At 36.8% G+C, this 24187-nt stretch carries 23 protein-coding genes; 12 read left to right on the plus strand and 11 right to left on the minus strand.

Annotated features, from left to right (window positions below):
• Positions 1-27: 27 nt before the first annotated feature.
• The 3 genes from KIK00_RS00800 to KIK00_RS00810 are packed head-to-tail and all read right to left on the minus strand — an operon-like array spanning position 28 to position 3183.
• On the minus strand, positions 28-2538 hold the full coding sequence (locus tag KIK00_RS00800) for a TraG family conjugative transposon ATPase (RefSeq protein WP_255814674.1): 2511 nt from the start codon (positions 2536-2538) through the stop codon (positions 28-30).
• Entirely contained in the window at positions 2535-2867 is a 333-nt protein-coding gene (locus tag KIK00_RS00805; RefSeq protein WP_255814675.1) for a DUF4133 domain-containing protein, read from the minus strand. Before KIK00_RS00805 ends, KIK00_RS00800 begins: the two co-directional genes overlap by 4 nt.
• Positions 2868-2877: 10 nt before the next feature.
• A complete protein-coding gene (locus KIK00_RS00810; protein WP_255814676.1) occupies positions 2878-3183 on the minus strand; it encodes a DUF4134 domain-containing protein in 306 nt (101 codons plus the stop codon).
• Positions 3184-3440: 257 nt separating this feature from the next.
• On the opposite strand from KIK00_RS00810, the gene KIK00_RS00815 reads away from it, so the two are divergent.
• Together KIK00_RS00815 and KIK00_RS00820 are read left to right on the plus strand one after the other, a co-directional pair.
• A complete protein-coding gene (locus KIK00_RS00815) occupies positions 3441-4223 on the plus strand; it encodes an SDR family NAD(P)-dependent oxidoreductase (protein WP_255814677.1) in 783 nt (260 codons plus the stop codon).
• 56 nt (positions 4224-4279) lie between these two features.
• The gene (locus KIK00_RS00820; RefSeq protein WP_255814678.1) at positions 4280-5200 is read left to right on the plus strand and encodes an AraC family transcriptional regulator; all 921 of its coding nucleotides are present in this window, start codon (positions 4280-4282) and stop codon (positions 5198-5200) included.
• 4 nt (positions 5201-5204) lie between these two features.
• On the opposite strand, the gene KIK00_RS00825 is transcribed toward KIK00_RS00820, so the two are convergent.
• From KIK00_RS00825 to KIK00_RS00835, 3 genes are read right to left on the minus strand one after another with little or no spacing between them, the layout of a single operon-like run.
• A complete protein-coding gene (locus tag KIK00_RS00825; RefSeq protein ID WP_255814679.1) occupies positions 5205-5840 on the minus strand; it encodes a conjugal transfer protein TraD in 636 nt (211 codons plus the stop codon).
• A gap of 2 nt (positions 5841-5842) precedes the next feature.
• Positions 5843-6244: a DUF3408 domain-containing protein gene (locus KIK00_RS00830; protein WP_255814680.1), complete on the minus strand. Its 402-nt coding sequence runs from the start codon at positions 6242-6244 to the stop codon at positions 5843-5845.
• Positions 6245-6254: 10 nt separating this feature from the next.
• The gene (locus KIK00_RS00835; protein WP_255814681.1) at positions 6255-7022 is read right to left on the minus strand and encodes a ParA family protein; all 768 of its coding nucleotides are present in this window, start codon (positions 7020-7022) and stop codon (positions 6255-6257) included.
• 592 nt (positions 7023-7614) lie between these two features.
• Here KIK00_RS00835 and mobA point away from each other — a divergent pair.
• Together mobA and mobB are read left to right on the plus strand one after the other, a co-directional pair.
• Complete coding sequence (gene mobA, locus KIK00_RS00840) at positions 7615-8046, plus strand: conjugal transfer protein MobA (RefSeq protein ID WP_255814682.1); 432 nt, start codon at positions 7615-7617, stop codon at positions 8044-8046.
• A gap of 7 nt (positions 8047-8053) precedes the next feature.
• Positions 8054-9343 carry a conjugal transfer protein MobB gene (mobB, locus tag KIK00_RS00845; RefSeq protein WP_255814683.1) on the plus strand — a complete coding sequence of 430 codons (1290 nt, stop codon included), beginning with the start codon at positions 8054-8056 and terminating at the stop codon, positions 9341-9343.
• A 6-nt stretch (positions 9344-9349) separates the two neighbouring features.
• Here the strand turns inward: mobB and KIK00_RS00850 are convergent, their stop codons facing one another.
• Positions 9350-10357 carry a YhcG family protein gene (locus KIK00_RS00850; RefSeq protein ID WP_255814684.1) on the minus strand — a complete coding sequence of 336 codons (1008 nt, stop codon included), beginning with the start codon at positions 10355-10357 and terminating at the stop codon, positions 9350-9352.
• Between the two features lie 176 nt (positions 10358-10533).
• On the opposite strand from KIK00_RS00850, the gene mobC reads away from it, so the two are divergent.
• The gene (mobC, locus tag KIK00_RS00855; RefSeq protein WP_255814685.1) at positions 10534-12534 is read left to right on the plus strand and encodes a conjugal transfer protein MobC; all 2001 of its coding nucleotides are present in this window, start codon (positions 10534-10536) and stop codon (positions 12532-12534) included.
• A 162-nt stretch (positions 12535-12696) separates the two neighbouring features.
• Here the strand turns inward: mobC and KIK00_RS00860 are convergent, their stop codons facing one another.
• Together KIK00_RS00860 and KIK00_RS00865 are read right to left on the minus strand one after the other, a co-directional pair.
• Positions 12697-14790 carry a type IA DNA topoisomerase gene (locus KIK00_RS00860; protein ID WP_255814686.1) on the minus strand — a complete coding sequence of 698 codons (2094 nt, stop codon included), beginning with the start codon at positions 14788-14790 and terminating at the stop codon, positions 12697-12699.
• A gap of 24 nt (positions 14791-14814) precedes the next feature.
• Positions 14815-16215 (minus strand): DUF3945 domain-containing protein, encoded by a 1401-nt coding sequence (locus KIK00_RS00865; RefSeq protein WP_255814687.1) that lies wholly within the window; start codon positions 16213-16215, stop codon positions 14815-14817.
• A 449-nt stretch (positions 16216-16664) separates the two neighbouring features.
• Here KIK00_RS00865 and KIK00_RS00870 point away from each other — a divergent pair, with 449 nt between their 5' ends.
• From KIK00_RS00870 to KIK00_RS00895, 6 genes are all read left to right on the plus strand, one after another.
• Positions 16665-16859 carry a hypothetical protein gene (locus tag KIK00_RS00870; RefSeq protein WP_255814688.1) on the plus strand — a complete coding sequence of 65 codons (195 nt, stop codon included), beginning with the start codon at positions 16665-16667 and terminating at the stop codon, positions 16857-16859.
• 644 nt (positions 16860-17503) lie between these two features.
• A complete protein-coding gene (locus KIK00_RS00875; RefSeq protein WP_255814689.1) occupies positions 17504-18493 on the plus strand; it encodes a terpene synthase family protein in 990 nt (329 codons plus the stop codon).
• A gap of 97 nt (positions 18494-18590) precedes the next feature.
• Complete coding sequence (locus tag KIK00_RS00880; protein ID WP_255814690.1) at positions 18591-19619, plus strand: terpene synthase family protein; 1029 nt, start codon at positions 18591-18593, stop codon at positions 19617-19619.
• 218 nt (positions 19620-19837) lie between these two features.
• Entirely contained in the window at positions 19838-20173 is a 336-nt protein-coding gene (locus KIK00_RS00885) for a hypothetical protein (RefSeq protein ID WP_255814691.1), read from the plus strand.
• Between the two features lie 170 nt (positions 20174-20343).
• Positions 20344-20739, plus strand: coding sequence for a hypothetical protein (locus KIK00_RS00890; RefSeq protein WP_255814692.1), 396 nt, complete (start codon positions 20344-20346; stop codon positions 20737-20739).
• A gap of 162 nt (positions 20740-20901) precedes the next feature.
• A complete protein-coding gene (locus KIK00_RS00895; protein ID WP_255814693.1) occupies positions 20902-21108 on the plus strand; it encodes a hypothetical protein in 207 nt (68 codons plus the stop codon).
• A gap of 371 nt (positions 21109-21479) precedes the next feature.
• On the opposite strand, the gene KIK00_RS00900 is transcribed toward KIK00_RS00895, so the two are convergent.
• Together KIK00_RS00900 and KIK00_RS00905 are read right to left on the minus strand one after the other, a co-directional pair.
• Entirely contained in the window at positions 21480-22292 is an 813-nt protein-coding gene (locus KIK00_RS00900; protein WP_255814694.1) for a hypothetical protein, read from the minus strand.
• Positions 22293-22304: 12 nt separating this feature from the next.
• Positions 22305-22826 (minus strand): hypothetical protein, encoded by a 522-nt coding sequence (locus KIK00_RS00905; RefSeq protein WP_255814695.1) that lies wholly within the window; start codon positions 22824-22826, stop codon positions 22305-22307.
• 370 nt (positions 22827-23196) lie between these two features.
• On the opposite strand from KIK00_RS00905, the gene KIK00_RS00910 reads away from it, so the two are divergent.
• Positions 23197-24099, plus strand: a complete 903-nt coding sequence (locus tag KIK00_RS00910; protein ID WP_255814696.1) for a COG2958 family protein — start codon at positions 23197-23199, stop codon at positions 24097-24099.
• Positions 24100-24187 lie beyond the last annotated feature (88 nt).

Genomic DNA, 24187 nt, shown 5'->3' on the forward strand with positions numbered 1-24187 from the left:
TTTCATTGTCGTAATATTTTAATTGATTTAATGTTCTTTTTTGTGCGGTTTGATTCTCCTAAGAGAAATCCTCTTGATGGCATGCTCTACATTGCCGTCAAGTTCCAGAGCCAGATCCATGACTTCCATTTTTTCAGTTTCCTCTGTGGTGTAAGCCAGATATTCCTCTGTGGATACTTCTGTAGCGTAGACGGCTGAATGAGTCCCGCCCAATCCAATCCATACCTCTTTGTAGAGCCTTTTAGGATCATTGTTCATATTGATTGATAAAACCTGGGATTTTTCTTTGTCAGTCAATCCTAACATCGTCTGAATGTCATCAAACTTGTTCATGTATTTACGTTGATCAAGTAGAATCTTACAATCTGAATTATTGATAATGCTCTCTTTAACAATCGGCGATTGTATGATATCATCTACCTCCTGAGTCACGACAATCGCTTCCCCAAAAAATTTTCTTACCGTTTTAAAGAGGTATTTGATGTATTCTGCCATCCCTTCTTTGGCAATGGCCTTCCAGGCTTCTTCAATCAGGATGAGTTTTCTGATTCCCTTCAGTCTCCGCATCTTATTGATGAAGACTTCCATAATAATGATGGTTACAATCGGAAAAAGGATCTTATGGTCTTTAATTGCATCAATCTCGAAAACGATAAACCGTTTGGACAGTAGATCTAACTGTTTGTCTGAATTCAGCAGATAATCATATTCGCCGCCTTTATAGTAAGGCTCCAGAACATTCAGGAAATTGGCGATGTCAAAATCCTTTTCCCTGACTTTTTTCTGCTCCAATATTCTTTGATAATCATTTTTGACATATTCATAAAAGCCATTAAAGGAAGAGTGCCCGTCATAGCTTTTAATATTTTCAATGTATCCACTGACAGCATTAGACAGTGCCACTTCCTCAGAACGTGTCGGTGGCTCATTATCTCTTTTCCATAAAGTCAGAATCAGTGTTTTAATGCTTTCTCTTTTCTCAATGTCAAATACACCGTCATCAGTGTAGAAAGGATTAAAAGCAATTGGATGATCTTCTGTATAGGTAAAATAAACTCCGTCTTCGCCTTTGGTTTTGCCTTTGATCAGTTCGCACAATCCCTGGTAAGAGTTTCCGGTATCGACCAGGAGTACATGAGCTCCCTGTTCATAATACTGCCTAACCATGTGATTGGTAAAGAAAGATTTACCGCTTCCCGAAGGTCCGAGGATAAACTTGTTTCGGTTGGTAATAATGCCCTGCTTCATTGGAAGATCAGAAATATCCAGATGAATGGGTTTACCTGTCAGCCGGTCAGCCATCTTGATACCAAAAGGGGATGGTGAGTTCTGATAATTGGTTTCTTCAGTGAAAAAACATAACGCAGGCTCTATAAATGTGTAGAAACTTTCTTCGCTCGGAAAATCTCCGGCATTTCCGGGAATACCTGCCCAGTATAATGTAGCGGTATCTGTGGTGTTATGACGGGGTTTACATTCCATAAGTGCCAAGGCGCTCCCGGTATCATTCTTTAGCTGTTTGAGTTCAGCTGGATTGTCCGACCATGACATCACATTGAAATGGGCACGGATGGATTGAAGTCCATAGGAATGGGCTTCATTCAGATATTTTTCAATCCATTCCTTGTTGATCTGATTGGCTCTGCTATACCTTGCCAGAGAATGCATATTTCTGGCAGATTTTTCAAATAGGCGAAGGTTATCATCACTGTTGTCAATAAACAGGTATTGATTGTAGATATGATTAGAGCTTAACAGCAGTCCTACCGGAGATGCAAATGAAAGCAGACAGTCACTTCGGTCCGTGCTGAGCTTTTCATACCGGCTGTGGGAAGAAACGGTTGCCGGAAGATCATCTGTATCAGACAATGTATGCATACTGATACGGTTGTTTCCGATACGCATTTCTTCTGCGCCAAGATTCAAATCCTGTAATGATGGGTTGGCTTCTCTGGATAAGGTCAGGTACTGTTCCAGCAATCCCGACTGTTTATCAGTTCCGGTTATCTCGTCAGCGGTCATTCTTTTCAGAAAAATATATCCGCTGTCATTCATAATTCTTTCAAACTGATCCACCGCTTCCATAAATCTGGTGATGATATCTTTATCCCTTATTTCTTTAGGAATTAAAACTCCTTTACAGAGGGATGAGAAATTGCTCTGCATTTTCATTCTTTCCTTAGTGGTTTTGGTGATAAAGAGATAGCAGTAATGATTCAGAAAAGGTCTTTCGTTAAAGTGCCTTTCAAATGATTTGGATAGAAAGCTTTGATCATCACCGGAGAGATCCGGTCTGTAGTTTTCCTTAATAAACCAATCCTGCTTATGCACAATACAATAGTCCGGTAGTGTTTTCACTGCCTTGAACCAGGCTGAATGAATGGCTTCATACTCAGTTGAAGCTACAGTAAACAGTTCAGGTAAACTGACTTTAAAGCAAACGGTAACATCTGCATCTTTAGAGATAATACAGTTTTCTTCAACTGCCAGTAGTGGAAACATGCTTTCCAATGTTGCCGCTTTTGATTGATTTCTCATGGTGAAGCTTTTTTGGAGTTCGATTTTAGATATCTATAGATTGACTTACGGCTGATAATATATCGGGGATGCTTCTTTTTAGCTCCCAATTTCATCAGGCCGTGCTCTGCGTATTTTCTGTTGAGAGAGAAGGTTTTCCAGATCAGAATACCGGCACTGACTCCGCCGAGAATAAGACAGAGATAGGTGTTTACACCAGCCATATACATGATCATCACCAGTATCAGTACTGCTAATAATCCGCCTGCAAAAATAAACAGGTACTGTGCTTTCAGTCCTTTAAACTCAACGGTTCTTCCTATTCCTTTATTAATGTGATAGGTGTCCATCATTATTCAATTAAAGGAAGAATGAGCGGAGGATGGTTGCCGCTACTATTAAGAAGATACAGGCTCCGAACCAGCTGGCAGCAGTCTTACTGGTATCAGGATCACCACTGCTGAATTTGTTATATACTTTGACTCCTCCGATCAGGCCTACCACAGCGCCGATAGCATAGATAAGCTTTGTGGCAGGATCAAAATAAGAAGTGACCATCTGTGTGGCCTCAGTAATTCCGGCGGAACCGTTACCTTGGGCATTGATACTCCAGCTAATTGCCAGGAGTAAAGCTGTGAACATGATTTTTTTTCTTTGTCTTTTCATAATAATAGATTTTTTGGTTGATGAAACCCGCACTTTACGGGTGCTGAGACAAAGATGTAGGGTAGCAGGATGCTAAATTGAAATTAGGAATCCGGAGGAATTGTTTGGCATTGATAAGTTATCTTGTCAGATTTCTGTTGGAAGAATTATATCTTTTTACATTCCCATTGAAACCTCAATACGGCTTCAGATATCCTCAATCTGACTACGCGTATAGTTTCTGTATTCTGCAACTTTGCTGTACAAAATTTAAATCAATGAATATGATAACGAATAATGAAAATAAGATAGCACTGGTATCAGGTGCTAACACCGGGGTGGGATTTCAGATTGCTAAAGCGCTGGCAGAAAACGGATACGTGGTCTATGCAGGTTCCCGCGATTTACAAAAAGGTCAGGTGGCCACAGCTGAAATAGGTGGGAAGGCAAAAGCGATTCAGCTGGATATTACCGATAATGAGTCGATCAGAGCCGCTGTAGAAACTATTGAAGGTGAATACGGATACCTTACACTGCTTGTTAATAATGCGGCAATCTCACATGCGGGAAAAGCCAGCCGTACTATGGAAGAAATATTGGGTTCGCAGCGTGCCAGCATTGCAACTATAGATGAACTGAAATCGGTATGGGATACCAATGTGTTTGGAACCCTTGCTCTTACACAGGCTTTCCTGCCATTATTACATAAAGCGCCTGCTTCACGTATTGTGACGGTTTCCAGTGTCTTGGGTTCTCTTACGATCAATGCCAATCCCGAAAACCCATATCGTGTACATTTCGATGCGGTATATGGTGCTTCTAAGACGGCACTCAATGGAATTTTTCTCTCTTTAGCCATAGAACTGGAGAAGACCAATATCAAGGTTCATATGGTGAGTCCGGGATTCACGGCCACGGCACTTAATAATTTTGAGGGGACAGACTCTGTTGAAGAAGGTTCGAAGGAACCGATCAGAGTAGCCTTGACAGAAGATCTTCCTACAGGTAGTTTTACCGGTCCGGCGAATTTCGGCAGAAAAGACAACGTTCTTCCGTGGTAGGATTTTTAACATTAAACCTATGATCCACAGTCATAGGTTTTTTATACATTTATAGTATGAAAAGCAAAGAGGATAAATTGATACGGTTTATATCGATATCGGAAAGCCATAAAGCCTTCGGACTGCCTGCCCCGCAGCATCCTTTGATCAGTCTTATTCATTTCAATAAAGACAATCCTTTCAATGCGGAAATGGCACCTGTGTATAATCTCTTGAGTTTCTATAAGATTACTTTTATCACAAGAAACAAAGGACGACTTAAGTACGGCAGAAGTTTTTACGACTATAATGAGGGCAGCATGCTGTTTCTGGCTCCTAATCAATTGGTAGGGAGCACGGATTATAACAGCGAAACTTACTGCTATTTGCTGTTGATTCATCCTGACTTCCTGCTGGGACATCCTATAGCCGGTAAAATAAAGCAGTACAGCTATTTTTCGTATTCATCTAATGAGGCTCTGCATGTGTCAGACACTGAGAAGGAGATCATTCTTTCTGTTTTCAGGATTATGGAACAGGAGCTCAATAGCCGCGTTGATGAATTCAGTCAGGAGGTAGTGATTGCGCAGATAGAACTGCTCTTGAGTTATGTCAACAGATTTTACAAACGTCAGTTTATTACTAGAAAAGTAGTCAATAGCGATGTTCTTCAAAAAACAGAAACCATCCTGGACCATTACCTTAACGATCAGGAATCAATGCATCAGGGTCTTCCCACCGTGCAGTATCTCTCTGATCAGCTCAGTATCTCACCCGGCTATCTGAGTGATGTTTTACGATCGGTGATTGGGAAAAATACCCAGCAGTACATTCGTGAGAAGGTTACTGAAAAAGCTAAGGAAAGATTGATTTCCACTGATTTGACGGTAGCTGAAATAGCCTATGAATTAGGCTTTGAACATCCACAGTCATTCAGTAAAATGTTTAGGGTTCAGACCGGTCTTTCTCCTGTAGAATTCAGGAATTCATTCAATTAAAGGATCAGGTGAAGTTTTCAATATTGAAATCTTTCATATCGTCTGTCCGCAAAGTGGAAGAACCGGTTTCCTCAGCATGTGTAAAACTGTTATCCAATAGCTCGGCAATGATTTGGGAAGCATTTTCCATAGAATTTTCCAATAGGTTGAATAATTCGGTTCCATATATTTTCTGAACTGCCGCTGCTGCTGTTTCCTTTTCAGATGGATCACCAACTTTTTGCTGTAAGATCATCTGCACAGCGCTTAGTTCTTCAAAGGTAGCTCCCTGGGCAAAACCGTCATTTTCATCAATAATTCTATATTTTTTCCATTCTTCTTCCTCTTCAGTAAAATCAAGGTTGCTATTAAAACCATATTCCGGTTCTTCCTGCGGATTTTGAAGATGTACATTTTCACTGATGTCATATGCTATGTCTAAATTAGAGGGATCAAACCCAGTTTCTTCCTTTTGTCTTTCAGGGGAGGATATTGTCTCCGGGTGGCTTACTGAAGTTTTGGTTTCTCCTATAATGTGATAAGGGCTTTCAATGTTTGTTTGATTTTTTATAATGGGAAAAGGGGATTTTTTAATACCGATTTTTTTATGCAGTAATAACAGGATAATGATCAATAGGTTTATAATAATGAGAATTTCCATGGTTATAAAATGGGTTTAAAATGATTGTTGAAATACTCAGTGATCTCATTTCCGTATTCCAGAAAATGCTGCTCAAGGATATTATCGATATATGAGTATAATGTTGTTCTTTCCTCCCGGCTGAGCTGTACGATTCTCAACAGTCTTTCATGGTATTCGGGTCTTATATAAACAACCTTACCACTACGCCCCGAAGGAAACCGGTTGATGAGAAAGAGGTCCTCATAATGTGCTTTTTTGGATGTACTGCTTCGTGCTTTTTCCCTTGGCTTTTGATGCATAGATTCTTTAGCTTCATTGCTCTTTACCTCTGGAGCATTCTGGTCACCACTGATTATCTGCATCAGGTATTCTTCATCAACATGTGGTTTTTCAAAATCTTTTTTTTCTTTATCCGTTCTCATTGTTCAAGTTTTATAGTGGTGTGATTTGTAGGAATTCCTCGATAAACAGATTCATTCTGGTCGCTTTTAAGAGTGAAAGATCTGCAGGTAATAGAGTAGACCTGAAAATGCTGTTACCCATATCCTCCGACTCCTTGCGAAACCTTTTGCTATCCATGATCCTTGTTTCCATGATATTCAGCTGGAGTGCTGCAATAGTCTTTTCATATATTTCATATAATCCTGTTTTCTCTCTTCCATCAATCTGATTCCAAAATAGCCAGATCGCTTGTTCTTTACTGCCATGCGCTGCATGGGGAAGACCCAGGAATGCTTTGGTAAATCCCAATGTACTTTCTACAACCAGCCGGTCAGCGGTTAATGGAGCAAAAATAAAATCCATTGTTTTTAAGGTGGTCAGAACGCCTTTGGTATTAGCGGTACCCGGCAGATCAAAGAATAGAATATCCGGAATTACGGAAGCCTGGCTGATGTATTGAGAAGCTTCCTCTAATGCATTCTCTGCTTTGCAACGTATAATGTGATAAGCTTTCTTATTGATTAATTGAAACTGTCTCATTGCTGCTTTTTTATGGTATTCATGGAGTATGATTGCCTTTTTTTCCCGCTCCCTCATATTGCTTATGCTGTATTGTGGAAAATCGCAGTCCATGACTAAAACATTAAAACCCAATCGGTAATGCAGTATACTGGCCATTAATGTGGTCATCGTTGATTTTCCTACACCCCCTTTTTGGGTAAAGAAACTTACTTTTAAAGGATTTTTTGTTGCTTTCATTATGTACTTGTTTATTATTGCTTTGTAATTTTATTTTCTTTTGATCAGTATGTATTTACATATTTTTTAATGGATGTATGATTTTGAATATCTGTATATATTTACCTTCTTTTCTGTTTCTATCTGCAATTGTTTTGTTGGCTATATGATAACTCTTAAAGAGTTACAATTGCTTTTACACTTTTACACTTGTAAAACTTTACCTCTTTATTTTTTACCCCTTTTATAATCAGTTTTATATTTTACTGTAAATGAAAAAAAAATCAAAACCGATGCTAATTTCCAGGTGATTAATGGAATGATTTGGCAGTAATTGGCAGTCGGTAGTATTGTATGTATTTGGTTGATTCTATATACATTGTTGTAATGATTTTTAGAGGGGAGTTTGTAGCTCAATACAACATCTTAATTCTGTTGGACGCTTGTTGCGCTAACTTTTTTGATGAGGTAGACAGGGGTGTTCACCGGAACACGGCAAGTTGTGTTTTGAGTGCCTCATAACTGTTTTTTTGTGCCTCAAAACAACTTGCCCTGCCGGGGAGCATGGAAACGCTCTCCAAAGTCGAGGTTATTAACTTTAAATGGATGTCTAATGAACGATCAGAGAAAAAAACAAAGGAATAAGGGCGGAAGAAAGCCAAAGATAGATCCCTGCATCCACCGGTATGTTTTTCGGCTGAATGATAAGGACAATAATAAGTTCCTGTCTCTTTTTGAAGCTTCGGGAATGGATAATAAAGCTCAGTTTATAACGTCTTTGCTGTTTTCAAAAGAGATAAAAACAGTGAAAATAGATAAGGGAACTGTTGATTTTTACATGAGATTAACTTCTTTTTATGCTCAGTTCAGAGCAGTAGGAGTCAATTACAATCAGGTGGTGAAATTATTATATACGCATTTTACTGAAAAAAAAGCAGCGACATTTCTGTATCGGCTGGAAAAAAATACCGCTGAACTGGCGGTTTTATGCAGGGAAATTATTGAATTGGCTGACGAATTTAACAGCCGGAGCTTAAAAAAATAACAGCATAATGGTTGCGAAAATTGGGAGAAGCAGTAATTTGTATGGCGCGTTGGCTTACAATCATAATAAAGTAGAGCAGGAAAAAGGTAAGATTTTGTTCATGAATAAAATGGTTGAAACTCCAAATGGCAGGTATACCATACCACAGCTGGCAGAATCTTTTGACCCTTATTTAGCAGCCAATAGAAATACGGAAAAGTATACTCTGCATCTATCACTTAACCCGGATCCCAAGGACAAGGTCAGTGAGACATATTTTATAAAGATGGCAGAAGAGTACATGAAGGAGATGGGCTATGGAGAGCAACCCTATATTATATTCAAGCATACCGATATTGACCGTACTCATTTGCATATTGTTTCCGTATGCGTTGATGAAAACGGCCGGAAAATCTCAGATAAGTTTGAAAAAAGACGTTCAATGGAAATATGCAGGAAACTGGAAAAGACTTATAATTTACTGCCCGCAGTAGAGCAGAAGAGTTCTGAAAATAGCCTGATTTTTAGTCCTGTTGATTATCATAAGGGAAATGTCAAACGCCAGATAGCTTCCGTGATCAGAAATATACCTGGGGAGTATTCGTTTAAGACCCTTGGAGAGTATAATGCTCTGCTTTCACTTTTTAATATAGCGGTTGAAAAAATTGAAGGTGAGTTGCACGGTGAACCTCAGCGTGGCCTGGTGTATTTTGCATTGGATAAAAATAAAAACAAGATAGGACATCCTTTCAAAGCTTCAAGGATAGGGAAGAATGCGGGACTGGCTGCATTGGAGTTACACTTTTTAAAAAGCAAAGAATTAGTTTTAAACTCTTCCGGCAGGTCTGAGATAAAAACCGGAATTGATAATGTTCTCAAATATAGTAAAGGGGAAAATGATTTTGTTAAAAGGCTAAATTCATGGGATATTAGTACCGTTGTCAGAAGAAATGAATCCGGACGTATTTATGGGATTACATTCATTGATCACCATTCAAAAACTGTATGGAATGGCTCAAATCTGGGAAAGCAGTATTCAGCCAATGCTTTTAATGATCTTTGGAAGGATCAGCAAAACATGGAAAAAGCTTCTGAACTAAAATTTCCCCTGTCTAAATCTTCGCCGTCAGATCAATTACGGTCTGATCAGCTTCACCCTTTATTCGGATTTCTGAAGAATGAGAGTAGTGATAATCCTTCAAATGATGAAACTTCAGTTCTGTTTCCCGGACTTTTACCTTTGGCAGAGGGAGAAGATCATGAAGAGGAAGTTTTTGCCCGGCAGATAAGCAAGCGCAAAAGGAAAAGAAAATGGTAATGGATGCTATCCTTCTTTCTCCAGAATAGCCTGAACTTTGCGCTGTAATTCTTTTTTGTCCGGTAAGTACAGCTGGTATTTGGAAACAAATATTTTATTGGAAATTCCGCCTGTTGCATATTCTACCAGAACCTCATCTTTTTCTGCCGAAAGGATGATCCCTATAGGTTCGTTGTCGTCTGCAACATTTTCTTCGGATTTAAAGTAATTAAGATACAAATTCATTTGTCCGATATCATTATGTTCAACCTGCTTTATTTTTAAATCAATCAGGACAAAACATTTTAAGATACGGTGGTAGAATACAAGATCAATATAAAAATGCCTGTTTCTAAGTGATATCTTATACTGTCTTCCTACAAATGCGAAACCTTTTCCGAGTTCCAGAAGGAACATCTGCAGATTATCAATAATCTTTTGTTCCAACGCTTTTTCCGTAACACGGTGGCTTTGCGGTAATTTGAGAAAATCAAGAACATAAGGATCTTTTATGGCTTCTGTGGAATCCGTGATGATATGACCTTTTTCTGCCAGCTGCAATACGCCTTTTTTGTCCTTGCTCAGAGCCAGTCTTTCAAAAAGGGAAGAACCAATCTGTCTTTCCAGTTCACGATACCCCCAGTTTTCCAGTACGGCCTGTTTTTCATAGAATTTTCTTGCCGTATCATCAGAAATTCCTAATAAAGTAACAAGATGGGTCCAGCTTAATTTGGCAGGCACTGCCTGCCATTTTTGATACGCCAGATAAAACCTGCGCATATCCAAAATGTTACGCCTGCCAAAACCTTTGCCGTAACGCTGCCTCAGGTCCTTGGAAAGTGTGGCCAATAAGTTACTTCCGTATTCGGCCCGTTCTTCACCATGCTGCTCGTACTCCACAATGTGCCTGCCAATTTCCCAGTTTGCTTTCACCAGTTCAGTATTGACCGCTTTCACTGCATTTTGTCTTGCTATCTCAATAGCGGATCCTATGCTGTCGAGTAGATCTGTATATTTTGATGGGATAGGTTTCATAGGCATTTTGTTATAAGGCAAATTTAGAAATTCCTTTATCAATAGCTTAAATGATTCAGCAGAAAATCAGTTTTTTTATGGTGCCAAATACTTCCTTATAACGACAGGAACTGCCAGCATAAAAATTGGCTTTCCATCAACAGCTAAATTCATCATCCTAACTTAAAAAAATTGATATGCAGGGTGAAGATGATCTCAGAGGGTTAGCCAAAATTATGGCATTCATGCGAGCGGTCAGCATTGTAATACTGCTGATGCATTATTACTGGTACTGTTACTCTTTTTTTCTTGAAAAAGGATGGACATTGGAAGTCATCAATACAATACTGTACAATTTCCAGAGAACGGCAGGACTGTTTTCTCACCCTCTGTATACGAAAGTTTTTATCCTTCTCTTACTCTCTTTAAGCTGCCTGGGAACAAAAGGGGTAAAAAATGAAAAACTCACATGGACTCAGATTATTGGGGTTCTGGGAATTGGGTGTATATTGTTTTTCTCTAATACTTTTCTGTTAAGACGGTCTGGAAATATCGGAAACATGCTCTATATGTTTTCAATGTCAGCAGGGTATATCTCTTTGATGATGGCAGGCGTATGGATGAGCCGTTTATTGAAGAATAATCTTATGAATGATGTTTTTAACAATGAGAATGAAAGCTTTATGCAGGAAACCCGGCTGATGGAAAATGAATATTCTGTCAACCTTCCGACTAAATTCTACTATAAAGGAAAATGGAATCAGGGCTGGATTAATATTGTCAATCCCTTTCGGGCAACTATTGTCCTGGGAACGCCAGGATCGGGGAAGTCCTATGCTATTGTCAACAACTATATCAAACAGCAGATAGAAAAGGGTTTTTCTATGTATATCTATGATTTTAAGTTTGATGATCTCTCGACTATTGCCTATAACCATGTACTGAAATATCATGATCGGTATACAGTAAAACCGAAGTTTTATGTGATTAATTTTGATGATCCGAGAAGAAGCCACCGATGTAATCCTTTGAATCCTGATTTTATGACTGATATATCAGATGCCTATGAGGCGGCATACACCATCATGTTAAATCTGAACCGGAGCTGGATCCAAAAGCAGGGAGATTTCTTTGTCGAATCTCCTATTATATTACTAGCAGCTATTATCTGGTTCCTGAAGATCTATGAAAAGGGTAAATACTGTACTTTTCCTCATGCCATTGAATTGCTGAATAAAAAGTATTCCGATGTTTTTACCATTTTGACTTCCTATGCTGATCTGGAAAATTATCTTTCTCCTTTTATGGATGCATGGCAGGGCGGGGCGCAGGATCAACTTCAGGGACAGATTGCCTCTGCAAAGATTCCTTTATCACGGATGATATCTCCCCAGTTATACTGGGTCATGACCGGAGATGACTTTTCTCTGGATATCAACAATCCTAAAGAACCTAAGATTTTATGTGTCGGAAATAACCCTGACCGACAGAATATTTATTCGGCGGCGCTGGGTTTGTATAATTCCAGAATTGTAAAGTTTATCAATAAAAAAGGACAGTTAAAAAGTTCAGTCATAATTGATGAGCTTCCCACCATTTATTTCCGGGGACTTGATAATTTGATTGCAACAGCAAGAAGCAATAAGGTAGCGGTATGCCTGGGGTTTCAGGATTTTTCTCAGCTGACAAGAGATTACGGAGACAAAGAAAGTAAAGTGATTCAGAATACCGTTGGTAATATATTCAGCGGACAGGTGGTAGGAGATACCGCTAAAAGTCTCTCGGAGCGTTTTGGAAAGGTTTTGCAGAAAAGACAGAGCCTGACCATCAACCGAAATGATACATCGAGCTCTATATCTACTCAATTGGACAGTTTAATACCGGCCTCTAAAATTTCAACATTAAGCCAGGGAATGTTTGTGGGAGCTGTATCTGATAATTTTGATGAACGTATCGAGCAGAAAATGTTCCATGCTGAGATCGTCGTTGATCATGAAAAGGTAGCGGCCGAAACTAAATCCTATCAGCCCATCCCTGAGATTTTATCGTTTGTTAATGAGAATGGAGAAGATAGGATGACACCGCTTATTGAAGAAAATTATAAAAAAGTGAAGCTTGATATTGTAACGATTATTGAAAATGAAATGGAGCGCATTAAAGCTGACCCTGAGTTGCAGCATTTAATACCAAAGGAATAAAGTAAAAAAATCCCCGTAAGCCGGGGATAAAACTAATTACCATGAAAACTCAAATTAACATGAGAAATCGGGTGCAAATTTAAAATAAAGAGAGAAGTTTCAGTCTATGTGTGGTATTATAATTAAATGATTTTTATGAGAGTTGTTTTCAGAGGCTAAAAACTAGACGGGTTTCGCTGTTTTTCCTTGCTTGCTTTCAAACTCAAAAGAACTTTCAGCATTGTCCTTTAGGATAATAAAGGCGTTAAAACTTTTTCCTGATCTGCTTTTCATGCCTTTAATCAATGAAGTCCTTCCATTTTTGATAAGTCTTTCAAGGTCGGCAGGTTCGATCCGGACTCCGCAGACATTTCTAAATTGATGCCAGCTGCAATGTATATCGGGACATTGTACAATGCTATCATTAATAATCAATTGCTGAGTTCTGCATTTAGGACACAGAAGGACAGGAAGATAAGGTTTTTCAAGGTGAATCTGCAGCAATTCTTCCGTAACAGACTTTGTATAGCTCTCAATGTTCTTTTGGAATTCAGCTGGACTCAACTCATTATTCTCAATATTCTGTATGGACTGCTCCCATTCTGCAGTCTTAGAAATGTCTGCGATTTTTTTGTCCTTAACTAAATCATAAACCTGTAAGCCTTTATCAGTAGGAATAAGTAATTTTTTTTCTCTTCTGATATAATCTCTATCAATCAAGGTTTCAATAATGGATGCACGTGTTGCAGGAGTGCCGATGCTAATCTTCCTTAAGGCTTTTCGCTGTTCTGTTTCTTCAATGCTTTTGCCTGCAGTTTCCATTGCAGACAGCAGAGTCCCTTCAGTAAAAAGATTTGGAGCCTGGGTTTTCTTTTCCAGAACAGCAACCGTTTTAATCTTTAGCTCCATTCCTTCTTTTACTTCAGGAAATTCATAAATCATCTCATTGTCGGTTGAAATAATACCGTTGATATTGCGCCAGCCTGTTTGCAATATCTTGTCTCCTTTAGCTGTGAAATCATAGTGAAGCACCTGTAAACTGATCTCTGTGATTTCTTTGACACAGGGTTGTGAAACAGCTTCAAATAATCGAAAAGCAATCAGGTTGTATATTGCTTTTTCTTCTGCTGTAAGTGCCGAAGGAATTTTTTCTGTAGTGAGCAGTCCGTGGTGATCGGTAACTTTAGCATCATTCACAATGCTTTTATTGAAGTTTCCCCATGGAATTGTGCCTGCTGTGCTATTATAGGGTTCTTGTTCCTGCAGAATTCTTATGAGATCGGGAATGCGCGGCCATACATCTTGAGGAATGTATGGACTGCCGGTCCGTGGATAAGTAATGAACTTTCTTTCGTAGAGGCTTTGGGCAATATTCAGTGTTTTCTCAGCACTAAAGCTGAATCTTTTGTTGGCTTCCTTTTGAAGGCCGCTCAAATCAAACAGAAGGGGAACCTGTTCTGTTATTATTTTTGTATTAATAGAGGAGACTGTTGCTGTTGCCCGGGTTCTTTCTAGTGATTTGATAAGGTCTTCAGCTTGTTTTCTTTCGCTGAACTTGAACTCACCAAGACTTTTGAACTCAGTAAAATCTTTTTGATGTATCAGCTCAATCTGCCAGTAGTTTTGACTCTTAAAATTTGTATGCTCATGATAACGTTTACAGAGTAAAGCCAATGTCGGAGTCTGAACCCTGCCTAGTGAATATAAGCCGTCACCTGTTGCTATACCCAATGCCTGAGTCGTATTGATGCTTAATAACCAATCGGCTCTGCTTTTGCATTGAGCAGACTGAAACAACCCGTCATATAGATGACCCGGCTTCAGGTTTTGAAAACCTTGCTTTATAGCTTTTTCAGTGAGAAAACTGATCCATAATCTTTCAAATGGCTGGGTACAGTTTAGATATTCATAAATATACCGGAAGATCAGTTCGCCTTCTCTTCCTGGCTCCGTAGCAACGATTATACTGCTGCATGCACTAAACAGTTTTTCTATTATTTTTAATTGTTTGGATGCGAACGGATCAGTGATCAGCTGGCTGCCTTTTTTTACTTTTCTGATGACCAGCTTAAAAGTGCTTGGCAAAACGGGCAGCTGCTGCTTGCTAAAAGCTGAAATTCCATAATCTTCCGGCATACCCAATGTTATTAAATGGGCAAAAGCCCAGGTAACAGCATAGCCATTACCTGTCAGATATCCCTCTTTTTTTTCTGTTGCTCCTAAGGCTATGGCTATTTCTCTGGCAATACTTGGCTTCTCTGCTAATACTACTTTCATAATAATATGGATTGAAGTTGGTATTTATATGCGTTTTCTAGCGCGGGGCTGAGGTTTGTCCTGCTTTACCTGCTGGCTTTTGTCTTTCGGGGATTGCTGGCCTTTCTGTAAAGGTTCCTTTAGATGTTTGGTGGCTTCGTTGGTCTTGCCTTCCGAATTCACCGCTGTCTGTGTTTTGTGCTCCTCCGTAGGTTTTGCCTGCTGCTGGATTTTATCAGGGTCCTTAAATGAAAAATCGATCTTTCCGTTCTCCTGATTAAGGGTGATATATCCCTGGTAAGGCTGATTCTTTTTATCCAGCAGTCCATCTAAATAAATCGTTTGGCCAGCTTTAAAACGGTCATACTGCTCATCATTTAATTCCTTGCCTCTGAATGTTCTTGGGACTTCGGTCTGTGAATGTGATTGAGATTGTTGCTGACTCTGCTTGTGATCAAAAAGAAATTCAACATACTTTTTATCTGCATTAAACTGAACATGGGCATTGAAGGGTTCCCCTTTGGTAGAAATCATTCCTTCCAGATATAGGGCTTTGCCTTCTATCAACGTCTGTTTTTGGGATTCATCTAATCTGATACCCTTGATCTCATCAGGAATTTTAATATGCTCTACTTTATAAGCAACCAGTTCATTGGTCAGCCGGTCTCTGCTGATAAGGGAAGGAATGATTTCATCTGTCTTTGGGTTGATAAGATCCACCACACGTCCCATATTTCCGTTTTCGATTAAATTCTGTCTGTCTTCAGCGGTAAATTCATGGCCCAGAAACTTAAAATTGAAATTGGGTTCTTTTCTGATGCCATGGAGATTAATCCTTACATCTCCTGCATCATTGGTGCTCAGTGAAAGACGGGCGTCTATTCGGATAAGCGCTGACCCGAGATTCAGACTAATGGGAACGAGGCCGTTTGTTTTAAATCCTCTTAACATAGGTTCCAAAGCATTTGCTTTTTCTAATTTTTCCTGGGTTAAGCCAAATTTTGACATCATTTCCCAGTCAATCTGGTCCGGGGAATATTGATTCTCTTTTTCTGATAATGGGTTTGTACTCATACTATTGGTGTTTGGGGTTACTATTTTATAGGTGTTTAGAAATTCTTGGCCCTCCGTACTTGGATGCTCGAGGTGATTTTGAATCTGTTTTCCAATCTTTTCAGATTCTTTGAGTGGGCAGGTGAAGAAGTTGAATAAAGTCGGGTTTTTGAGCTGGCTCAGAAAATTGGAAAAAAAGTTGGAGAGTAAATCGCCATGTTTATCAATTTTTAAAAACTGATTTTGATTTTTTTGAGTATTGGGTACTGTCATAAGGTCTCCTTTTTCATCAACAGTCTTTACCGCTTCAATCTTCTGGGTTTTGGGATTGAAAACCAATAGAGTATTGAGTGAAGAGGGATCAGGGTTTTGAGTGTTTGTGCTATCTTCCATGATATTAAATTTTGAATTACCATTGAAGTTATGGGTAATAGCATAAGATAAGATGAAGATGGCACTAAAGGTGAGTATTTGGCTTGGATTGTCTGGAATACAATCTTTTGTAACCGATTTTACTGTATTATCTAAAAAAAATAATTAATTTTAATATGTCTCAATCTTGAGATGTATTTATTGAGTATTTCTTGTTTTTCACAAACGGATCCTGAAAAATATATTATTGATGATGGTATAACGGTTGAAAAACCTGACGGCATCAGAACATATAATGAAGTTTATAACAGCAATAATATCATATACACAATTGGGAAAAAATTTACTTACTCCTATTTCTATCAGAATATAAAAGGAGAGAAATTTCTGATAAAAAAGGGAAGGAAATTGTACAGCCCGAAGGTTATACTATTGCTGATTGGGAATTTGTGGAGATCGATAAACAAGATATGGAAACCATAAATCATTTAATTCTAAGACCTCGGCCAGGAAACCCGTTTGAAAGAATTAATCCTAATTATAATCAAACAGCGATAGGGTACGAGTATGTGATGGCTAATAGCGAATTTCTGAGCACAGAAGAAACCGGTGCAATTGAAACTGAAATGAACGTCTGGATACACCCGCCAAGAAAATTTTTTTAAAATTTTAGAAATTAATCCTTTTCCTTACATCAAAGCACTAATAGTTATCAACAGGAAAATACAGATCATATGTTCAAAAAAAAAGAAGACTACCAAGATATGCTGTCACATCATAAAACTTATTTCCTGTAACCATTTCAACTCACAAAAGAAAATGAATCATCAAAGGCACAATCCATATATTTTTTTAACCATAAAAGCTAAAGTTTAAAATTTCCTTTAAAAAATTAACTTATATTAAATAATTTTTTAATTTAGTAAGAGAAATTAATACCACAAAATGTTAACTACCAAATCATTAAATATGAAAAATATACTCCTTAATAAAATAGAAAATTGAAATCATCCACGTTTTTAATTTTCCAATAAATATTCATACAGATATTTAGCTCCCCTGAATCCGGTACCGTTATGTAATCATCAGTAGAGATTTACTACGCTTTGTGGTGATTGACTTGGGATAGAAATTGTTTTGCCTATCTCTGTTTTATATAATCGATCCCAATCTTAAAAAAACTAAAGTGATGGATTGCATTAGGTTTTTAGATATTACTCTATTAATGAAACTTGATCATTCCATCAGCACTGATTTTTTGATCAATAAAATAAATACTCCCTATGAAAAATTAATAAATAATACCGCCATGAACACCCTATCCCTACTTAATAATCATTTTAAGTATCCATTCCCAACATTAAAAAATCCTAATGCAGATCTTTTGCAGGAGATTACCGAAAATGACTGGATTGACGGAGAATACCTGTGGCTTTACGAGCAAAATCCAGACGTGCGAAAGAAGTACAAGAAAACCAAAACGGCTCATATCGCTGCTCAGTGGTTTCCAACTGCACCCGTTGAACGTTTTAAGCCTATTTGCCGACTGATGCTTTGGACACTTTACAATGATGATATCTATGAAGAAAGTGAGCCAGAGAATATTGAGGCCGTTCGAAGCCAATCTATCGCTATTCTGAATGGTGAAATTAATACCGATGAATCAACCATTCCTTTGGGAGCCATGCTATTTTCACTGAGACAGGAGCTTCTGCAATTTATCCCGGAGGAATCAATCTCAAGATTCGCTCAAATGATTAACAGATATTTCATCGGATTAGAAAAAGAAGTGCAGTATAAAAAAAATAAAAAATTCCCGACAATAACGGAATGTATCGCCCTGCGGGAAGATTCAATCTGCCTATATCCTTTTTTGCAGCTGACAGAAGTGGAAACCGGTGTTATCCTTCCTCAGGAAATTCATGAACATCCCGTGATACGTCGTTTACAGGCATTAGCCTGCCACTTGGTAACTTATTTTAATGAAGTGCAGTCTGTAGTGAAGGATGAAGCTACAGGAAGTATTTATTATAACATTGTAAAAGTCATCCAGAACGAACGGCAAATTTCCCTGGAAGAAGCCTGCCTGGAAGATCTGCGCCTTCACAATGAAGATCTTAGGGAGTTTGTGGAATTACAATCCTCTCTTCCCGATTTTGGCATTTGGCAGGATGCTGTTGTCAACTGGATCCATTATATGAGCATGGTTTTAAGTGGATGGAAGAATATCTCTACAAAACTGGCCCGTTATAATGATATGGAGTTTCCAAATGCTAAGGAATTAAAAGAAAAAAGCTGAACCAAAAGCAACCGAAATGAGAAAATAAAATTCGAGGTAATATTATAAAACTATTAAATTAAAAATACTTAATTATAAAACAAAATACTAATTATTTATGGAAACTATAAAACTAATTTTTCCTATGCCAACATATCCATGGACGGCTCCTGTTTCTCCTTTTGCGAGGAGAGACTTTTATGAAGAACGTGAATGGTACGATACCGACTATACATTTTTGTCGCCTAAAGCTAGAGAAAAATACAAGCAACACGGTCTCTCGCAGGTAACTGTCTGGATGTTGCCTACCGTCACAGAATGGCATCGCATTATGCCTGTCACTCGTTATTTAATATATCATACCGTATTTGACGATTACTTCGAGAACTGCCCTGTGGATAAACTATATGGAATACGAGACCATTTCATTGACGTGGTATTGGGGGCAAAACCTCATCAGAATGATATTGGGCTTTTCAGACAAATCGCTAAAACCACTGAAGAAATCAGGGCGCTTGGAGCACCGGGCTTTTGGTTTGATCGTCTGGCGCATTCATTTTATAAATACATAACTTATGGTATTATAGAAGAAGCTGTTTACAAAGTGGCCGAGAAGAAACGCTTCCCTTCGTTGGTTCATTATATGCATATTCATGAATTTACAGTAGGTATGTGCCCTTATGTTGATATGATTGAGCCTGCAACCGATTGTTATCTGCCGCCAGAGGTATTTAAGCATCCGATGATCCAGCGTTTGGTTGTTCTGATGAATAGAATTATTGCAGTACAAAACGATGTGTCATCCCTGGCAAGAGAGATGTCAAGAGGAAGTTTGGAAATGATGAATTTAATATTGATCATTCAACATGAAAACAAAATATCATTGGAGGAAGCCTACCAAGAGGCCATGAAAATACACTATGCCGATGTAGCAGAGTTCCATGCTATACATAAGGCGCTTCCCGATTTTGGGCCCGATCACCCTGTTTTTGGGGCGCACCTCAAAGCTATAGATCACTATATAACACACTACGAATACATGATTGCCGGCATTAACCAATGGTATCAGTTTGGAGATAGCGTGCGCTATAATGATATAGGAGGCTATCCTGATCCCGGTTCTGAATACGATAAAATCTTAGGTTGATTGAATCCCAATGTTTTTCTTATACCTGATCAGGTTTAAGAAAGGCAATTCAAAAGCTAAATAGAAATATAAACGGCAATATGGACCAGCTACTGTAAATTCTTATCAAAAGAAAATGTGTGAATATTAAAAATTAAATCAACATAACAAAATGAAGCCAAAAGAATAAAAATCAAAAACGATCTGCCACGCGGCTTTGACCTTTGACCTGATCTTATATGAATATTAATAAAATAAAAAACAGGCTTGCAGAAAAATTGAGCAATGATTGCAGTACATGGCATGATGTGCTAAATAATACACAGCCAAAGGATTTTGTTTGTAACCATTGGAAAGTAGACATCAGTCCAACGGATATTGAGATTGATATTCCTAATGGAGTCTTTTTGGTTAATGACGGCTTTTTCTCTACTAGTGGAACATTATTAGAGTTAGATAATGAAAATATATTTTACAATAAAGCCTTTACTGCAAAAGGTAAATTTAACCTAGATAATGCAAGCAATCTAAAAATGGAGGAAATAAAAATTGAGATTGAAATAGATATTTTTTAGACTACATATGTTATTTAAAATGGAGCTTAATTAAGGTTTAGAATAATGTTGACAAGGTTAAAAAATAAAACAACACAAGACAAAACATTTCCTTATAGCTTACAGAGATAACTATTCTTTAGTACTAAAGTAAACACAAGTAACGCTAAGTTAACAATATCTAAAGAATAATGAATAAAATTAATATCACATCGCCTATAAAAGAATTATCAGATTCTTTATTTAATAATAGAAAAACAGAACAGTTAAGATATTACCCAATAGACAGATTTTATATAGTTGATAATAATTATTTAGGAAAAATATTATCAGCGAATCATTTAGAATTTCTTTTTTACAATTTAGAAAAAATGAACCCGACCTATAGTGTTCAGTTATTTGTATGTTTACCAGAGCTATGGGAAAAGCTAATTTTTAATGATGTAATCACTTTGATTGAAAACTTTACCAGTCCTTTTTCTTTGTATACTTTGGTAGAGTTTACATATAAATATTTAGATATCGATGTAATGGATGATATATTTTGTAATGAAAAAGTAGATCTTAAATTTAAAAGACTGTCTTAGCTATTTTATGAAGACCAGAATGTGTGGAAGGAGGAGAAAGACTTCAAGAAGGTTTCTGGCAAATCGAAAGGGAAGAAGTTGTGAGGGGGAAACTTTTCAATTTATATTTTATTTTATGACACATTCTGTCGTATTACCGTTATAGCTTTGAAAAAATATATTATGAAACTTAAAGCTACTATAAGGGAAGAAATTCATCCAGATGATAAAAGTGCCATCGTAGAATTTCATGGGGATGAAAATAAGCGGCATTTCGAGTTGCACTGTACATTCGATCAATATCAACAACGACTTCGCAAATGGGATACATGGGAGTTTAAAATACGTCTTGAATTAGAAATATTTACAGATCCTAAAACAGGAGGTTAAATCATATTTTACCAACTTATTCTATGATCAGGCCACTTAAGTAAATTCACCATATATTAGATAAAAAGAGCCTATCTGTGAGTAGATAAGCTCTAAAATATTGAAATAAAATTCAACTCTGTAAAATTTACAAACTTTTCTTTGTAATGGCGAAAAGGTATCAAGTGTGTGAGGTTTGGTAGAGAGATGGGAAACTTTCGTTTAAGAATACGGAGAATGAGAAAGATTTTAAAGGCTTATAGTGTATTGAAATAGAGGGGGTACGAGGTAGAGGATTTTATCTTACATACTTCCTGGGATACTGTCAAATTAAATCATCCTCGATTTTCTATCAACTGGGATAAACTTAACAAAGATTCTTTTGACATTAGCTAAATACTAATGATTGAATTGGCAATTCTCTTTTCACCTCCGATTGGAGTGGTATAAAATCTCTGTTCAATTCCCCATAAAACAAATTTAAGATCTTCATCTGTTTCAATTTTAAATTTTCCATTTTCAAATACTATTTGGCTGTATTGACTGGTATAAGAATATACAGCCTGTTTTTCAGGAGCAGATAAATTATTTAACGTCTCCATTACTAATGCAATTCTTTTTCTATTAGGGACTGATACATTTCTGTTACTGAAATTAGGATCTACTGCAAGAAAATCGTTTTGTAAAAAGGAATCAGTCTCTGAAGCAGTTGCTTCTTTGTATAACTGATCCATTCCTTTAAAAATTTTCTGAGCCGCAGGTAGCTTTTTGAAGTATAATATATCAGTATTCTTATCATATATAGCATCAGCAAATGGATTCACTGTGATAATTGGTTTTTCTGTTTCAATTCTTAGTTCATCAATTGAAAACCATTTTTTGCTGATAAAGAAGCTAGAGTTAATAATTTGAAAAAAGTACAGATTATTCTGTACGGTACAAATAAAAGATAATTTTGTAAGATCATTTCTTGTTATTTGATCATGATTTACAGAGTTCAAATCATTATTAATAAAATCAAATGAATAGCCTGATTGAGAAAACTGCGTAACTTTATAAAGCTCTTCATTTTCGATTAATGTAACTGGGTTATAATCTACTCCAACTAAATTTAATTGCGAAGTATTATATACCTCTTCTTCTGTTTCAATTACTCGAAATATATTATGTTTTCTTTTTACTTTACCATAAATAAAAGTTGCCATATACAAAGTGTTTTAAAGTTCTATAAATGTATAATTATTGATTCTCCTTAAATTATTAAAATGATCATTACCAGGAGTCTTTAGCTGTCTTTTCGTTATCAGGAATATTTTAATATTTGCCGAGGTCTTTATAAAATAGAAATGATAACCAAATAGTAAAAAAATAGGATTAAAATAAAGTGTCTGTGATAAGTAGGTGAAAATATAGATGATTAAAAAAACTACGATTAAAGTTGGAATATCATTTACACCCAAAGACACAAAAAAATATCCTAAATAAGTTGGTAAGAAATTGTTATTTGCCAATTCAATTTCCATCACTGAACCACTTTGCAAATTATCTTTTGGTAATTTTCTTGCAATCATAAAACTCAGAGCTGTCAAAAGAATTGGAATCAATATAAATAAGCCCCAGGAAAAATACATCGAATATTTTTCAAGAACTATAAATACATATTTGTCTTTTACAAGAAATACCACAGCAATCAGCCAAGTTGAGTTAAAAGCTAAAAATAACTGATATAAATATTTCATTCTTTTACTTTTTTGTAATCTTTTGAATAAATCGTAATATTTAAAATGTTATCAAAAAATAGTTTATATATAATTGTAATAATTACGGTTTTCCGTAAAATCAAAAATAGATATTACTTAGCTTTTGTAGATCAGTATTTTCACTGAATTAAATATGAAAAACAATATATTATTGATTTCTTTTAATAGCTTTTTGAATTTGTTCAAGTTTTAGTTGCTTTGATTGCTTTTTGGGATTGATAATTTTATCTTAATTAGTGCATGGAAATTTTAGATATGTTATCTTTGGCTAAAAGTTAATTGATATCGGCAATTATCAATATTTAAATACATAAATGCTAGATATTTAATCTAATTAAAAAAACGTGCAATGACCTTTCTAGAACTTGCTCAATCCATATTAAAAGAAGAAAAGAAACCATTGACAGCCACTGAGATTTGGAACCTTGCTGTCGAAAAAGGATACAATAAAAAACTAAATTCACAGGGAAAGACTCCATGGTCAACATTAGGAGCTCAGATCTATGTGAATAGCAAAGACAATCCGAAATCAGTTTTTGCTAAAACAGATTCACGACCGAAAAGATTTTATCTAAAATCAATGGAAGGGGTATTGGAAGATTATGAAAATACAATTCCAGAAGATCTACCACCACTGAAAAAAAAGAAATTTGATTTTTTAGAAAAAGACCTTCATAAATACTTAACCTATTTCGTTTATTATCATTTAAATTGTTATACCAAAACAATAAAGCATCATACTTCTAGTAAGAAAGAATTTGGAGAATGGGTGCACCCTGATATGGTGGGATGCTATTATCGTATGGAAGATTGGAAGCCGGAAATCAATGAATTTAGCAGTGCCGTTGGCGTAAATTCCATCGTTTTATATTCATTTGAAATCAAAAGAGAGTTAAGCTTCGGCAACTTGAGAGAAAGTTTTTTTCAATGTGTTTCAAATTCTTCTTGGGCAAATGAGTCTTATCTAGTGGCTGCAAGAATATCAGAGGATGAAGATTTTATGAATGAATTGTCGAGGTTAGCTGCATCATTTGGTATTGGGGTTATCGAGCTTGATCTCGACGATCCGCATTCTTCTGATGTGATTCTTCCGGCTAAATACAAAAAGAATTTAGACTTTGAAACAATGAATAAGCTGGCAATGAATAATGATTTTAAAGACTTTATTGAAACTGTTAAAATTGATTTGACGAGTAAGAAGATTCATAAGAAGGAATATGATCCTGTTGACGACTTAGAGAGTCTGAAGTAGTAAAAAAATCCTTACTTCCAAAAGTAAGGATTTTTGATAATTTACAATGATTTTAACCCTAACGGTCAGATTAAGTCATGACTATTAC

This window comes from Chryseobacterium sp. MA9, assembly GCF_024399315.1.
Lineage (GTDB): Bacteria > Bacteroidota > Bacteroidia > Flavobacteriales > Weeksellaceae > Chryseobacterium.